Source organism: Streptomyces sp. NPDC002776 (genome assembly GCF_053592195.1).
In genome coordinates this window covers 69,104-82,468 of the sequence record NZ_JBSFVG010000023.1, presented here as the reverse complement: position 1 = coordinate 82,468, position 13,365 = coordinate 69,104, and the positions used below count along the sequence as shown (strand labels likewise).

At 70.2% G+C, this 13,365-nt stretch carries 14 protein-coding genes; 5 read left to right on the top strand and 9 right to left on the bottom strand.

The features are described from left to right. Positions 1-120 precede the first annotated feature (120 nt). Complete coding sequence (locus tag ACWD11_RS31760) at positions 121-324, top strand: DUF6207 family protein (RefSeq protein ID WP_451287179.1); 204 nt, start codon at positions 121-123, stop codon at positions 322-324. 1,181 nt (positions 325-1,505) lie between these two features. After that, positions 1,506-1,790 (top strand): hypothetical protein, encoded by a 285-nt coding sequence (locus tag ACWD11_RS31755; RefSeq protein ID WP_389420115.1) that lies wholly within the window; start codon positions 1,506-1,508, stop codon positions 1,788-1,790. A 459-nt stretch (positions 1,791-2,249) separates the two neighbouring features. On the opposite strand, the gene ACWD11_RS31750 is transcribed toward ACWD11_RS31755, so the two are convergent. From ACWD11_RS31750 to ACWD11_RS31730, 5 genes are all read right to left on the bottom strand, one after another. Beyond that, positions 2,250-2,627 carry a DUF4383 domain-containing protein gene (locus ACWD11_RS31750; protein ID WP_451287177.1) on the bottom strand — a complete coding sequence of 126 codons (378 nt, stop codon included), beginning with the start codon at positions 2,625-2,627 and terminating at the stop codon, positions 2,250-2,252. Positions 2,628-2,799: 172 nt separating this feature from the next. Beyond that, positions 2,800-3,369, bottom strand: a complete 570-nt coding sequence (locus ACWD11_RS31745) for a hypothetical protein (protein WP_389420114.1) — start codon at positions 3,367-3,369, stop codon at positions 2,800-2,802. A 441-nt stretch (positions 3,370-3,810) separates the two neighbouring features. Further along, entirely contained in the window at positions 3,811-4,776 is a 966-nt protein-coding gene (locus tag ACWD11_RS31740) for an NAD-dependent epimerase/dehydratase family protein (RefSeq protein ID WP_451287175.1), read from the bottom strand. Continuing rightward, positions 4,773-5,909, bottom strand: coding sequence for a GNAT family N-acetyltransferase (locus tag ACWD11_RS31735; RefSeq protein WP_389420112.1), 1,137 nt, complete (start codon positions 5,907-5,909; stop codon positions 4,773-4,775). The genes ACWD11_RS31740 and ACWD11_RS31735 overlap by 4 nt, the downstream gene beginning before the upstream one ends. Beyond that, the gene (locus tag ACWD11_RS31730; protein WP_451287173.1) at positions 5,906-7,156 is read right to left on the bottom strand and encodes an aminotransferase class I/II-fold pyridoxal phosphate-dependent enzyme; all 1,251 of its coding nucleotides are present in this window, start codon (positions 7,154-7,156) and stop codon (positions 5,906-5,908) included. The genes ACWD11_RS31735 and ACWD11_RS31730 overlap by 4 nt, the downstream gene beginning before the upstream one ends. A gap of 94 nt (positions 7,157-7,250) precedes the next feature. Between ACWD11_RS31730 and ACWD11_RS31725 the strand changes: the two genes are divergently transcribed. After that, positions 7,251-7,532 carry a metal-sensitive transcriptional regulator gene (locus tag ACWD11_RS31725; RefSeq protein WP_451287171.1) on the top strand — a complete coding sequence of 94 codons (282 nt, stop codon included), beginning with the start codon at positions 7,251-7,253 and terminating at the stop codon, positions 7,530-7,532. A 25-nt stretch (positions 7,533-7,557) separates the two neighbouring features. Here ACWD11_RS31725 and ACWD11_RS31720 read toward each other — a convergent pair whose 3' ends face one another. Next, positions 7,558-8,415, bottom strand: coding sequence for a class I SAM-dependent methyltransferase (locus tag ACWD11_RS31720; RefSeq protein WP_451287169.1), 858 nt, complete (start codon positions 8,413-8,415; stop codon positions 7,558-7,560). 114 nt (positions 8,416-8,529) lie between these two features. On the opposite strand from ACWD11_RS31720, the gene ACWD11_RS31715 reads away from it, so the two are divergent. Beyond that, complete coding sequence (locus tag ACWD11_RS31715) at positions 8,530-9,114, top strand: TetR/AcrR family transcriptional regulator (RefSeq protein ID WP_451287167.1); 585 nt, start codon at positions 8,530-8,532, stop codon at positions 9,112-9,114. A 128-nt stretch (positions 9,115-9,242) separates the two neighbouring features. Here the strand turns inward: ACWD11_RS31715 and ACWD11_RS31710 are convergent, their stop codons facing one another. From ACWD11_RS31710 to ACWD11_RS31700, 3 genes are all read right to left on the bottom strand, one after another. Next, positions 9,243-10,172: a F510_1955 family glycosylhydrolase gene (locus ACWD11_RS31710; RefSeq protein ID WP_451287165.1), complete on the bottom strand. Its 930-nt coding sequence runs from the start codon at positions 10,170-10,172 to the stop codon at positions 9,243-9,245. A 97-nt stretch (positions 10,173-10,269) separates the two neighbouring features. Further along, on the bottom strand, positions 10,270-10,896 hold the full coding sequence (locus ACWD11_RS31705) for a DUF305 domain-containing protein (RefSeq protein ID WP_451287163.1): 627 nt from the start codon (positions 10,894-10,896) through the stop codon (positions 10,270-10,272). A 104-nt stretch (positions 10,897-11,000) separates the two neighbouring features. Further along, a complete protein-coding gene (locus ACWD11_RS31700) occupies positions 11,001-11,441 on the bottom strand; it encodes a DUF6153 family protein (protein ID WP_451287161.1) in 441 nt (146 codons plus the stop codon). A 149-nt stretch (positions 11,442-11,590) separates the two neighbouring features. Between ACWD11_RS31700 and ACWD11_RS31695 the strand changes: the two genes are divergently transcribed. Further along, complete coding sequence (locus ACWD11_RS31695; RefSeq protein WP_451287159.1) at positions 11,591-13,039, top strand: MFS transporter; 1,449 nt, start codon at positions 11,591-11,593, stop codon at positions 13,037-13,039. The last annotated feature ends 326 nt before the right edge of the window (positions 13,040-13,365 follow it).

Genomic DNA, 13,365 nt, shown 5'->3' with positions numbered 1-13,365 from the left:
GGTCAGCGGATCCGGCCCGCTCGCCTACGGCAGCGACTGCCCTTCGAGGCCCGCCACTCGGTTGAGTGAAGCCACCGCAGCGGCGGAACTCTCCCGTGCCGCCGGGGCGTAGCGCCGTGCATGGACCCGATCCACGAGACGCACGTGCGCGAGCAGGGCTTGGTCGTCGTCGACATCGCGCCCGCCGACGACCGCCCTTGCTTTCCAGCAGCTGCTCGCCGACCGGTGGGCGGCGGCGACAGCGGTGCAGACGAGGCGGGGCGTCATCAGCCCGGTGCTCTGCGTCGTGCAACGACCCGCCGCAGAGCGACACGATCTTGGTGACGCCCGGCCAGCACCACGACCGTTACGCAGCCACACGATGCAGCCCGACCCCGGGGTTCCCTGGCGGGCTGGGACAATTGCGGACTTGCGGGCGTACAAGCAAGGGCCCTCGCGGCAGCCGTCCTCGTCCTGCGGCGACCCGACGGCCAGGACCGGCCTGTCCCCGACAACGATATCCCGCTCCGTCCGGCAAAGGATTGCAAGAGGTCTTCCCAACCGGCCCTCTTCGGCTACAGCCGTGGTCGTGGAGGGCTGTGTCGATCTCACCCCCGAGGCCGTTGTGAAATCGGACAGGGTCTGTGCCGGCATGCGGTCCTGCAGCCTGCCCCGCCACTGACGCGTTGCTGCTCAGCGGCCTTACCGTTCACGCCTGCGAGGAGCCGACTTGTCCGAATTGCTGAGCCAGCCGCTGCCGTCCCCTTCGCGTTTCCGGCTGCCCTTGGGCACTTGTTGGTCGGGCGGCAGTACGTGGAGCGCCGTTTCGCCCGGCATGGGGAGGTCGTTTTGACTAGTCCCGAGCGGGGTGGCCCTTATCGCCGCAGGCTAGGTGGACTTTGGTGGTCTTCGTCAGCTCCACGCTGACGGCGTCGGCAGGAACGAGATCGCCCTTGAGTTGGAGTGGTCCGTCGTGACCATCACCAACCACGCGAACCGCCTCGGGCTCGCTGTGGACCGGGAGGCCACCGGGGCCGCCACTGACCGAACGTCAGATCGACCTGAAATGATCAGCGTCAGGCACGGCAGCGCCTGATGGGCTTCTTCAACCACCAGCTCGACCGAGCGCGGGAGCAAGCAGGCCGTCCGTCTCCTTCCTGAGGGCGGGGACCTGCGGGGTGAACGCCTGGTACACCATCCGTGTTTTCACGGGCCAGCGTCCGCCTCCATCCGCATGCCGTGATACGCCACTTGGACCGCTGGATGCCCCGATGCGCTTCTTTGCCCCGGCGTCCGGGGCGGTGACAGCCTGGGGCGCGGTGCCGCGCTGCTCGAGAAGGGCTCGAGAACGGGATCGGTGCTGTCGTAAACAGATCTGAGGGACGGGACTCGGCCAAGTGGGCGCCTCGCCTGGCAGGTGCCGCCGGTCACCCTGAGTCTGAGTTCAGTAGCCCGCGGCCGCAGAGACATCCATGTCCTGTATTGCAGCCGTCGGCAGCCCACTACCCCACGCGAGGAGAGCCATCATGCCCAGTCCTGCTAAGACCAAGGTGGCGCAACCCGTCACGGACGACAGCATCAAGGTGCGCCAGCTCAGTCATTACCAGTTCAGTTGGGTTGCCGGTGAGCCCGCTGCCCGGGGCACGCTCACCCTGCAGCTTGTGCTGGACGAAGGTGCCTGGGAGGAGGTGCTGACCGTCGACGTCGACGACGCCGACGTGCTGCAGGACCTCCTGCGCAGCACACCGACCGTGCACTATGACGTCAGCCGCCGGACCTTGATGTTCGGCGTTACCGCCGTCGGCACATGAACAGGCAGCCCCCGCCCGTCACCTTGAGGTGACGCCTCGCCCGTGGAAGGTGAACCGCAAGTGCGCGCACGGGGCGTGGCTGTGCGCGGTGTCCCGGCAGTCGTCCGGCAACCCCTCCATCCGCGTCCACCGCTGACCCGACACCCCCAGCGACGCCGCCGTGCACACCTAGAGGGGGGATTGGCACCGTCTCGTCGTCCTGGTCCAGCACCGCGTGGGGCTGGGAACCGCTGGCTTTCATGACCGTCCTGTCGTGACAGGTGGCCCCTGGTCTTCCCGTCGGATGCCGGGGGCCGTCGACTTCCTGAGGAGCGGTGGCGACGGTCCGCATGAATGTCATTGCCTGGTGCTTGCACGGGATGCTGGCTGGCCCGTGCGGCGGGACTGCCTGCGGATGACTGGCTGATCGCCTGTGCCGGTCAGCCAGTCATCCGTGCCGAGGCCGAGCACCAGGTGGAGTCAGTTGTCGGCGGTGTTGAGCGGGACGAAGTTGGCGGTGCTGTCGTGGTCGATGATCAGCCCGTACAGCCACAGGACGAGGTAGAGGGCACCGCCGGCCAGGAGGTAGAGCCGTGCTCCAGCCGCGGTGCGCGCGAGGGCCACTCCGGCTCCGCCGAGGGCCAGATGCAGGAGGTTGTGCAGGATGGACACCTGGAAGATGCCCAGTAGCTTGGCCTCGGAGTGGTGCGCGGCGAACTTCATGGTGTCGTAGTTCGTGGTGATGCCCGGGATGAAACCGAGGACACTGACCAGCAGGAAGATCGCGCCCATGACCAGGGCGGCCTGCTGTACCGGGGTTCGGGCAGCCCGGTCCGCTCTGGCCTTCTCCGTGTGCACCTAGCCGTCGCGGACATATCGCGGCATGCATTCTCCGCGTATCGGGCGCATACGGGTGCTCCCGTATCCTCGCCGCCAAGATCAGTCGAGGCCGCGGTCGCCACCTACGTGGATCGCGGTCGACCCCGGTTGCCTACGGCTGACGGTCACTTCCAGTGCCCTCCGGTGAGGCCTACGACATCAGGTGGGTCGCGGAGCGGGCTCGCTCCCACATGCCAGGCATTTGTTCACTCGGGCGCTGCTGTTCGCCGTGCAGGGCGTTGAGCACGACCAGGCACCCGGTCAGGGCCGGTACTGCCCATTGCGCGGTGGCCAGTTGCCGCCGCGCCTTGTCGAGGTCGATCGGGTGCTTGGCCGCCTTCTCGGTGCTGTCGGGGTCGGTGGAGGAGGCCAGCTCGACCTTCTTGCCCAGGATGCGGGCATAGGCGGTTGCCGCCAGAGCCGCCGCGGTGATGACGGTCTTGGCCGCGGTCGAGGCGCCCACGCCCTGCTGGGCGGCGACACGGTGCGCGTTCACGGCGAGCAGCCCGCCACCGCCGAACAGGTGCGCTCCGATCGCGGCGGCGTTGACCGGCGTCCACTTCGCCCAGCCCGACGAGGAGATCCGGTCTCGGCTCAGCTCCGTGCCGCCTTCGTCCTGGGCCGCGCCGTTGAGGCCGACCGCTCCCATCAGTGAGCCCCCGAACCAGGCGGCCAGACCGAGATCGTGCAGGCTGCGGATGGCGGTGTTGCGTTCAGACATGGCGATGCTCCCTCAAGGTCGGCCGGAAGGGCTTGGCCTGCGCGGACGGCGAAGCCCATCCCACCTTCGCCGGAGTGCGTTTGCCCTGCCATCACGGCAGGCCAGATGGGTGACAGCGAGGCAGAAGCTGTTTTCACATCCGGCATGCCTCTTGGCTGGGAGCGGTCTGAGCCGGAGGTTGAACGGCAAGCTCAGGAGTAGAGCAGGACCGCTTGCGGTGGAGATACGGCAGGGCAGGGCCATCGGCCCGGTGCTCTGCGGCGTGCGACGACCCGCCGCAGAGCGGCATCCCCTGAGAACGACTCCCAAGGACCTGCCGAAGCCCCATCACCCCACGTCTTGCGCGGGCAGCTCGTTACGGCGTCCATGGACAAACCCACCAGAAGGGCGAAGCTGGAGCTCACTGCAGGCGCTCGCGCGGGTGCGGTGGCGTCGGCCGCCTCATGGCTTGTGGGCGGTGGGCCTCGTGTCACCCGCTGTTGCCGGCGGCCTGGTGGATGGGTGGCCTCGCAGGGCCGCGGTCAGTCCGTCGTGCAGGGTGGTGCGGGGGGTGAAGGGCAGGGAGCTGGTGGCGGAGGTCCAGGCGGGGTGGAGTGCTTCGGTGATCTTGTCCGGGTTGAGGATGGATGCTCGTCCCACGGTACGAGCGGCGGCTCTGGCCAGGGGGGCGGGGATGTGGAGGAGCCGGGGTGGGCGTCGGCCGAGGGCGGTTGCAACGGCGGCACCGATGGCGTGCCAGGGGTGTTCGGTGCCGTCGCTGACGTGGTAGACGGCCCCTGGGGTGCCGGTGTGGGCGGCTGTGAGCAGGGCGTGGCACAGGTCGTCGACGTGGATGAGGGAGTAGTGGCGCGGTCCCGGCCGGCCGATCACGGGCAGGAAGCCGGTGCGGGCGGCGGTGACGAGACGGGGCAGGAATTCGCGGTCGCCGGGGCCGTAGACGATGGGCGGGCGGACGATGATGCCGGGGATCCGGTGTGCGGTCTCGTGCAGCGCATGCTCGCCGCCGAGTTTGCTGCGTCCGTATGCGGAGACCGGCGCCGGCAGGTCGGTCTCGCGGCGCAGGCGTCCGGGGCCGGAGGCGGCGAGGGAGGAGCAGTAGACCAGGCGTGGCGGTCGGGCAAGACGCGCGAGGGCCCGGCACAGGCGGCGGGTGCCGTCGGTGTTGACCTCGGTGTAGTGCCGGGGGGTGGTGGCTCTGGTCAGTCCGGCGAGGTGGAGGACGCAGTCGGCGTCCTCGACTGCTTCGGTCAGTCCGGCGCCGGTGCCAAGGTCCCCGCGGACGGTGCGGGCACCGGAGACGCTTCGGCCGGGGCGGGCGAGAGCGGTCACCTGATGCCCTTGTGCGACCAGGAGGGCGACGAGGCGGGTACCGATGAAGCCGGTGGCGCCGGTGACGAGGTACTTCATGCGGTGGTGCGTTCGTAGAGGCGGTGGGTGCGGAAGTGGGCGCCGCCGAGCGCTCTGGGGACACCGTTGGCGTCGCGGTTGTCCTCCAGGATCCAGGAGTATTCGATCTCCGTGTAGCCGAGGCGGAACGCGGTGCGCTGGGCTTGGGTGAGGAGGGCGGCGACGAGGCCGCGGGCGCGGTGTTCCTTCTTGATGCCGGTGGCGATGGCGCGGATACGGGTGATGCGGCGGCCTGCCCGTTGGAGGCGGATGAGCCCGATGGGCAGGCCGTAGGTGGTCAGACGCCCTCGGGCGGCGGCGAGGGCCTGGTTGGCGTCGGGCAGCACGAGGGTGAAGGCCGCGGGCTCACCGTCCACTTCGGCGATCTGGACCAGTTCGGGGCGTAGCAAGGGCTTCATCTGCCGGACCATGTAAGCGAACTCGCGGTCGGTCATGGGGACGGAGGCGTAGTTCTTCGACCAGGCGTCGTTGTAGAGGTCGCGCATCACTGCCGTGTCGGCGTCGAAGCGCTTGGGGTCCAGGGGGCGGACGCGGACGCCGGGGGCGCTGAGGGCACGTTCGGCCACGCGGCGGAACGCGGCGGGGGGCTCGCCGCCCGGAGGCATGGGGACTCGCCAGGACAGGAGGTCCTTGGCCTTGGTGAAGGCACAGTCGATGAACAGCCGCGGGTAATAGGGCCGGTTGTGAGGCATGAGCATGGTGGGCGGGCTGTCAAAGCCGTCCACGAGGACACCGCACTCGTCATTGGTGGAGTAGCTGAGCGGTCCGAGCATCCGGCTGCAACCGCGCTCGCGCAGCCAGCGACCGGCCGCGTCGAAGAGAGCGGCCGCGGTGTCGGTGTCGTCGGCGCACTCGAAGAGGCCGAACTGTCCGCAGTGCGGGTCGTGGCGCTCGGTGTAGCGGGGATCGACGATGGCGGCGATCCGTCCGACCACCTGGCCCTGCCGGCGGGCGAGGAACAACTGGACGGTGCCCACTTCATGGAAGGGATGGCGGGCCGGGTCGAGGAAGGCCCGCCGCTCACGCTCCAAGGGCGCCACCCACAGCGGATCATCGCGGTAGAGGGTGTAGGGCAGGCGGATGAAGGCGGTGACGTCGGCGCGGCCCTCGACAGTGGTGACGGTAAGGGTCATCGGGCAGCTGCCAGGATCGGGTCGGCGTCGGCGCGCTGACTTCCGACAGGTGCGGGTGAGGGGGCGGAGGTGTAGCCCAGGCGGCGGCCGGCTGCGGCGAACGCGTCGAGGATGCGGGCGACATGGGCATCGGTGTGGACTGCCTGCAGGGACAGGCGGATCAGCGCCTGCCCCTCCGGCACCGCCGGAAACCCGACCCCGCTGGTGAACACGCCCTCGTCCAGCACGGCCTGCCACATGCGCAGGGCCGGCTCGGTCTGGCCCATGCGAACCGGAATGATGGGAGTGGTCGATTCTCCCGTGTCGAAGCCCAGCGCCCGCAGCCCCTCGTTCACCTGCCGCGCCACCTCGAACACCCGCACGCGGCGTTCGGGCTCCGTCTCGATGATGTCCAACGCGGCGAGCGCCGCCGCGACCGCCGAAGGGGGCATCGCGGCGGTGAAGAGCATCGCCCGGGACGTGTGGCGCAAGAAGTGAATGACCTCGGCGGACCCGGCGACGACCCCGCCCACCGAACCAAAGCACTTGGAGAACGTCCCCGTGTACAGGTCGACCGCCCCGGGGAGAGCGAAGTGCTCGGACACCCCTCGCCCGCCGGCGCCGAGGAGACCGATGTCATGGGCTCCGTCAACGATCAGGCGGGCATGGTGCGCGACGGCCAGGGCGTGCAGGTCAGGGAGACGGCACACGTCACCCTCCATGGAGAACACGCCGTCCGTCACGATCACCTTGCCGGCGGCGGGATCGGCTGCGGAGAGCTGCCGCTCCAGCCGCGCCATGTCGGAGTGACGGTAGAAACGCTTCTCAGCCGCACCGAGCTGGACTGCATCGACCAGCGAGGCGTGGTTGGCGCGATCACTGAAGACGACATCACCGGGACCGAACAGAGGAGCCAGAGCGAGATTGGCCTGGAAACCGGTGGTGGTCACCATGGCCGCCTCGACCCCCAGGAAGGCGGCCAGTCTGCCCTCCAGGTCCTCGTGCAGCGGCATCGTTCCGCCGACCAGCCGGCTGGCCGAGCACGAGGTACCGAAGCGCAGCGCGGCCTGCGCTGCCGCCTGTGTGACGCGCGGGTCACCCGACAGCCCCAGGTAGTCGTTACAGGCGGCCATCACCACCCGCCTGCCCTCCAGGAGTGCTTCGCCGTTTCTGGAATCAAGAACCCGATACAGCGGCCGAGGCCCGCCGCTTGTCGCTGTCTTCATGTCCGCCGACAGCAGGTTGACCTTGTTGAAGACGTCCGACACGTTTTCTCCTCAGATGACACCTCGATGCCTTGCACACTCACAAGACAGTTCCTCTTGTCGTGAACAACGAGCGACCGAAGCGAAAGGGATCGCCGTGCACGGCTATACCGCCAACAAGGAGGACGTCCTCAAGCGGCTGCGCCGCATCGAGGGCCAGTCGCGGGGCCTGCAGCGCCTGGTCGAGGAGGACACCTACTGCATCGACGTCCGCACCCAGGTCAGCGCCACGACCACGGCGCTGCAGTCCTTCGCACTGACGATGATGGGCGACCACCTCCAGTCCTGCGTGGCCGACGCCATCGCGCAAGGAGGCGACCAGGCCCAGGGCAAGATCACCGAAGCGCCCCAGGCGACCGCCCGCATGGTCCGCTCCTGAAACGGCTGCGGACCGGCCGGGGCGGTCAGTTCCGCGGGGCCCCGCCGCGTACGGCGGTGACGAGCCAGGAGCTGCTGCGCAGCCTTACTCCTCCGTCCGTCTCATGGCGCTGCAGGGCGGCCGTCAGCGCCTGACGGGCGTGGGCCTGCTGCTGTGGGGTGACCTGGTCGAGCAGGTGACGCGCGGGGCCTGAGTCCAGCATGAATGCCGCCGCATCCGCCGCGTCGGTGCCCCACTTGCCCGGTACCTCGATGCGCTGCACCTCGACATCGGTGAACCCGCCCGCCGCAAGCAAGCTTTGGATGCGGTCGGGATCGGTGAGCGAGAACATGCCGGGGCCGCCCGGCTTCCCGAAGTCGCCGGGCGGCACGATGGCCTTGAGTGAGCCCAGCGCCGCCAGCCACTCGTTGGCCTCGGCTTCGGCCGCGCAGATGAAGGCCAGCCGGCCTCCGGGACGCAGGGCGCGGTGGAGGTTGGCGAACGCGGCGACCGGGTCGGCGAAGAAGGTCATGCCGTACCGGCTGATGACCGCATCGAACCCCTCGGTTTCCAGAGGGTGGACCTGGGCGTCGCCTTGAACGAAGGAGACGTTCTCCACTCCTTCGTGCAGGGCGCTCTCGCGGGCCTTGCCCAGCATCGGACCCGACAGGTCCAGTCCGAGCGCCCGGCCGCGCCCGGCACGTCGGGCCGCGAGGCGGGTGGTGCGTCCGGCCCCGCAGCCGACGTCCAGGATGCGATCGGTCGCCGAGATTGCCGCGGCGTCCAGGAGGGGCTGGTTGAAGCCGTCGTTGACTGCGTCCCAGCGTTCCTGGCTGCGGGCCCACTGCGCGCCCTCGTATCCGTTCCACGCCTCGGCCTGCGCGGTGTTGACCAGGTGACCCATGGGTGAACTCCGTCCCGTCGGGACACCACGGGGCCCCGACCCTAGTATGGGCAAGTGCCCAAAGAGTATGGGCGTGCGCCCATACTTGCAATGGGCCGACGGAAAGGGGCTGTTGTGTCACCTCGTGGAGTGGCCATTCCGGATTTGCGCGAGCGGCTGTTCGCGGCCGCGGAGCGGGTAGTGGCCCGCGACGGCGCCGCGGCCCTGACCAGCCGCGCGATCACCGCGGAGGCAGACTGCGCCAAAGGTGTCCTGCACACGCACTTCACCGGCCTGGACGAGTTCGTCGCCGAGCTGCTCCTGGACCGGTTCGCGCGCAGCGCCCGCCAGGCCGAGGCGCTGCAGGCCAAGGTGGGGCAGGCCACGGTTGCCGACAATCTCCAAGAGGTCGTCCGCGCCCTGCTGGACTCCCTGCCTCCCGCGGTGGTGGGACTGGCGATGACCCGCCCGGCAGCCGCACTGCGCACCCGGGAGGGCTTCCAGTCCGGCGCGCCCGCGTTCGACGCGATCCAGCACGCCTTCACCGCCTATTTGCAGGCGGAGCAGCACGCCGGCCGGCTTCCCGCCGACGCCGACACCGCGACGATCGCGCTCGCACTCGTCGGCACGACCCACCATCTGCTGATGACCCGCAGTCCCGGACCCGGTGAGGACACGGAGACAACCCAACGGCTGCTGGCCGTGCTCCTCGGCTGCTGAGCTGCCGCCGCTGACGAAGTCCTCGGTGCACGGTGTGCCGTGTCCGTCTCGGGGATCCACAGGCTCTCTGCAGGCGTTCCTTTCCGGCTTCACTCCGGCAGGGACCTCGGGCGCGCGGGTCGGGCGGGTCAGTCTCCGGTGCTCGTGTGGCCCCCCTGGTGCACGGTGGTCCAAGTGCGCCCGCCGTCCTTGGACTCGTGGACGGCGTCGTTGCTGTCTGCGGCCAGGAGGTGGTCGGGACTGGCCGCGGTCAGCACGGAGCCCTGCCCGTCGCCCGGGAGGCGGCCGCGTTCGGTCCAGGAGGTCCCGTCGCCACCGGTGAGGATCCTGCCGCTCGTGGTGAGGGCGATCAGCTCGCCGGGAGCCGGTTGCTCCACGGCGGCCAGGGCCGGTGCGCCGGGAACCGGCTGGAAGGTGGCACCGCTGTCGGTGCTGTGCAACAACCCGTGGCGGCTGGTCGCCCACACCTCCTGCGGCGTCCCGGGGTGGGCGGCGAGGTCCCCGGCCGGGATCTTCGCGCGCTGCTCCCACGTGGCGCCGGTGTCCTTGCCGGCCCAGATCTGCGAGGTCTGGCTGCCGAGGCCGGAGAGGATGGGGCCGGCCTGCTGGAGGGGGTGGAAGTCGGCTTCGCCTGCGGCGGAGACGGTGGTCCAGGTCTGTCCGGCGTCGGTGCTGCGGATCAGGCCCAGATGCGGTGAGGACTCGGCGGGGTCGGTCGGTGAGGACGCGGCGTGGTCGGTGGGTGAGGGGTGGCCGCTGGCGAGGAAGGTGCGCGGGCCGGTGACGGTGAAGCCCATCGTGTCCTGGTAGCGGTCGGCGATCCGTACGGCACCGGCGGGGGTGAGGCGAAAGACGCCGTGGTGCCCGGCGGCGTAGAGAGTGCCGTCGGCCGGATCGACGCCGAGACCGTGCAGGTGCCCGGTCCTCGGGTCGGCATCGCTCGTCGCACCGGCCTTGCCCTGCCCGGGCACGGTGTCGGGACTCGAGCAGGCGGTCAGCAGCAAGGCGCCGGTCGCCGCGGCGGCCGCGAAGGCGACTGTGCGGAAGCGGAGGGACATGTGAGGGTCCAGAACGCTTGGAGGGGAAGAAGGGCTGGCCGGCACGGGTGCGGGCAGCCGTTGCCGACTGCCCGCACCCGGGGTGTGTGGCTGCGGCTCAGCTCTTGCCGAGGAGGGTGTTCATCCGGGCGATCTCCGCGCTCTGCGAGGTGATGATCTGGCCGGCCATGTCCTTGGCGGGCTGGTATGTGCCCTCGGCCTGCTCGGTCTTGGCCATGGCCACGGCGCCCTCATGGTGCTTGACCATCATCGTCAGGAAGGCGGTGTCGAACGCCTTGCCCGAGGCCGATTCCAGCTGCTTCATCTCTTCGGCCGTCATCATCCCGGACATGTCGTGCCCCTCGTGGCCCTCGCCCTCGGCCGGGACCTGCTCGCCCCAGGAAGTCAGCCAGCCGGAGAGAGTCTTGATCTCCGGGTTCTGAGCCTTCTTGATCTCCTCGGCCAGCTTCTTCACCTCAGCCGACTCGGCGCGCGTCGCGGCAAGGTCGGCCATCTCGATGGCCTGACGGTGGTGCGGGATCATCCCCTTGGCGAACGCGGTGTCGGCCGCGTTGTGGTCGCCCTGCTGCGCGGGTGCTGAGGCGGAGGTGGACGGGGAGGCGGCGTCGTGCCCGTTGTGGGCCGAGCCGCTGCCGTTGCCGCCGCAGGCGGCGAGTACCAGGGCGGCGGTGGCGGCCGCGGACACGGCAGTGGCGCGGCGGATCAGGGAACGCTTGGGGCTCATGGTGCAACTCCTGCGGTGGGGCACGCGCGCGTCTGCGGGCGTACGGAAGTAAGGCGGGGCCGGGAGGCTGGCCGGCTCTCTGGGGCCGGGCATGCCGGGCCGCCCTATATGCGCAGGAGTTGCAGTTCACTCAAGGACGGCGGCGCCCGTCCGCAGGCGGTGGCGCCGGGGATGACCCCATGTGCGAGGACCGCCTCGGCCTCTGCGTGACCGGGGAGGACCGCGGGCGCGGGCAGAACCGGGGCGCCGGCCGTGCCGGTGGCGGCGCAGGTCGCGTCGGCGTGCTCGGCATGCCGGCCGCCTGTGCTGCCTGCCGGATCGCCGGCGTGGACGCACCCGTCCTGGCACGCGGCATCGTCGGCGATCGCCTTCTCGTGGCCTGCGGCCGACGCCTGGTGCGAACTGGCCGCCGCGTGTGCACCGGCCGGCGCGGGGACGGGTCCCAGGCCGTGCATGGCCACCAGGCCCGTGAGGACGGCCAGGACGAGGAGCAGGGAGGAGCGCAGCCCGAAGGGCATCACCGCTCGCATCACCTGGCCGTCCATGTCCGCATCGTAAGCGCCCCCCTTGGCGGGGGGCGAGGCAAGGGCCGGATGACTACCCGTTGAGGAATACCCCTAGGGGGTATAGCGTTCAGGCCATCGAAGTCATACCCCCCAGGGGTATGAAGGAACTCTGCTTTTGGGGAGCGGTCATGCAAGCCGTCAATCCGCGTCGCTGGTGGGCCCTCGGGGTACTCGCCGCCGCACAGTTCATGGTGATCATGGACACGTCGATCATCGGCGTGGCGCTGCCCGAGATGCAGCGCGACCTGGGGTTCTCCCAGGGTGATCTGCAATGGGTGTTCAACGCCTACGTCATCGCCTTCGGCGGACTGCTCCTGCTGGGCGGCCGCCTCTCCGACCTGCTGGGCGCCCGCAAGGTGTTCGTGGCCGGCTGGAGCGTCCTGATCGCCGGCTCCGTCGTGGCCGCGGCCGCGCAGAGCGCGTGGGTCGAGGTTGCCGGCCGGGCCGTGCAGGGGGTGGGCGGCGCGCTGATCGCACCCGCCTCGATGACCCTGCTGATGATGCTCTTCGGTCACAGCCCCAAGGAGCTCGGCAAGGCCCTGGCCCTGTACGGCGCGGCCGCTCCGGCCGGCGGCACCGCCGGCGTCTTCCTGGGCGGGGTGTTCACCGAGTGGGCCAGCTGGCCATGGGTGTTCATCATCTACATCCCGATCGGCATCGCCACCCTGCTCGCCACCGGCCTGCTGCCGGCCGTCGCCGCTCGCCGCGGCGGTGGTGTGGACGTCCTCGGCGCGGCGGCGGTCACCGCCGGGCTCGCGCTCACCGTCTTCACCGTGGTCCGCGCCCCCGAGATCGGCTGGGGAGCAGCGCAGACGGTCCTTCAGCTGATCGCCGGTGCCGCCCTGCTGGTCGTGTTCGTCCTCATCCAGCGGTCCGCGAAGTCGCCGCTGATGCCGCTCGGCATCTGGCGCACCCCCGGTCTCGGCGTCTCCAACCTGGCGATGGCCTTGCTGGGAGCGGCCTGGATCCCGATGTGGTACTTCCTCAACCTCTACCTCCAGCAGGTCCTCGGCTACGGCGCCTTCGCCTCGGGAGCGGCCCTGCTGCCGATGACCGGCCTGCTGATGCTCTTCATGACCACCGCCAGCGCCCGCCTGCTCGGCCGCTTCGGCCCCAAGCCGCTCATCACCGGCGGCCTGCTGGTCCTGGCCGCGGGCCTGGTGTGGCTGTCGGCGGCCCGTCCCACCGGCAGTTTCCTCGTCGACGTCCTGCCCGCCTCGCTGGTGGCAGCCCTGGGCATGGCGCTCGCCTACATCCCGACCCTCATGTCGGCCATGTCCGCCGCCCCGCAAGAGCAGGCCGGCCTCGCCTCGGGCATCGTCAACACCACCTACCAGGTCGGCTCCGCCCTCGGCCTCGCCGCCCTGACCGCGCTGGCCACCTCCCAGGGCGCGGGCGCACTCGGTGACCTGCCCGCCCTCACCGACGGCTTCAGCGCAGCCTTCCTCGCCGCCGCCGGGATCGCCGCCGCGGGCGCCCTGACCACCCTCGCCCTCATGCGCGGCAAGCCGCAGAGCCCGCCCGTCGAAACCGCCACCACCGAGGAGGCCCCACAGCGTCAGCACGCGGGCAACTGACCAGAAGAAGAGCGAGAGGGCCCGTCGATACCCATCGGCGGGCCTTCCCCTTGGCGATGCGCGGCGGGAGGCAGGACCAGAGGCCCTGTGCCGCATGGGCGCCCGTAGCCGACGACCCCTCCGAGCATGGACAGTCCTCAGGCGGTGCGGCGCTACTTCCGGCGCCCGCCCTCCGGCGACCCTCGCGCCCTCACGCCGTAGATCTCTCATGCCCCAGGGGCTCTCCCCGGTTGACGCGGCCGGAGGGTGCGGCGTGGCAGCGGCCCAGGTGCAGTGATCCGAAGTATCTGTTGCGCATACCCCTGGGGGGTATATAGTTGTGGTGT

What these genes read in the sequence shown, in the direction of transcription:
- ACWD11_RS31695 (WP_451287159.1), top strand. Translation starts at nt 11,591, where the DNA reads ATGCAAGCCGTCAATCCGCGTCGCTGGTGGGCCCTCGGGGTACTCGCC.
- ACWD11_RS31700 (WP_451287161.1), bottom strand. Translation starts at nt 11,441, where the DNA reads ATGGACGGCCAGGTGATGCGAGCGGTGATGCCCTTCGGGCTGCGCTCC.
- ACWD11_RS31745 (WP_389420114.1), bottom strand. Translation starts at nt 3,369, where the DNA reads ATGTCTGAACGCAACACCGCCATCCGCAGCCTGCACGATCTCGGTCTG.
- ACWD11_RS31735 (WP_389420112.1), bottom strand. Translation starts at nt 5,909, where the DNA reads ATGACCCTTACCGTCACCACTGTCGAGGGCCGCGCCGACGTCACCGCC.
- ACWD11_RS31760 (WP_451287179.1), top strand. Translation starts at nt 121, where the DNA reads ATGGACCCGATCCACGAGACGCACGTGCGCGAGCAGGGCTTGGTCGTC.
- ACWD11_RS31710 (WP_451287165.1), bottom strand. Translation starts at nt 10,172, where the DNA reads ATGTCCCTCCGCTTCCGCACAGTCGCCTTCGCGGCCGCCGCGGCGACC.
- ACWD11_RS31705 (WP_451287163.1), bottom strand. Translation starts at nt 10,896, where the DNA reads ATGAGCCCCAAGCGTTCCCTGATCCGCCGCGCCACTGCCGTGTCCGCG.
- ACWD11_RS31740 (WP_451287175.1), bottom strand. Translation starts at nt 4,776, where the DNA reads ATGAAGTACCTCGTCACCGGCGCCACCGGCTTCATCGGTACCCGCCTC.
- ACWD11_RS31720 (WP_451287169.1), bottom strand. Translation starts at nt 8,415, where the DNA reads ATGGGTCACCTGGTCAACACCGCGCAGGCCGAGGCGTGGAACGGATAC.
- ACWD11_RS31755 (WP_389420115.1), top strand. Translation starts at nt 1,506, where the DNA reads ATGCCCAGTCCTGCTAAGACCAAGGTGGCGCAACCCGTCACGGACGAC.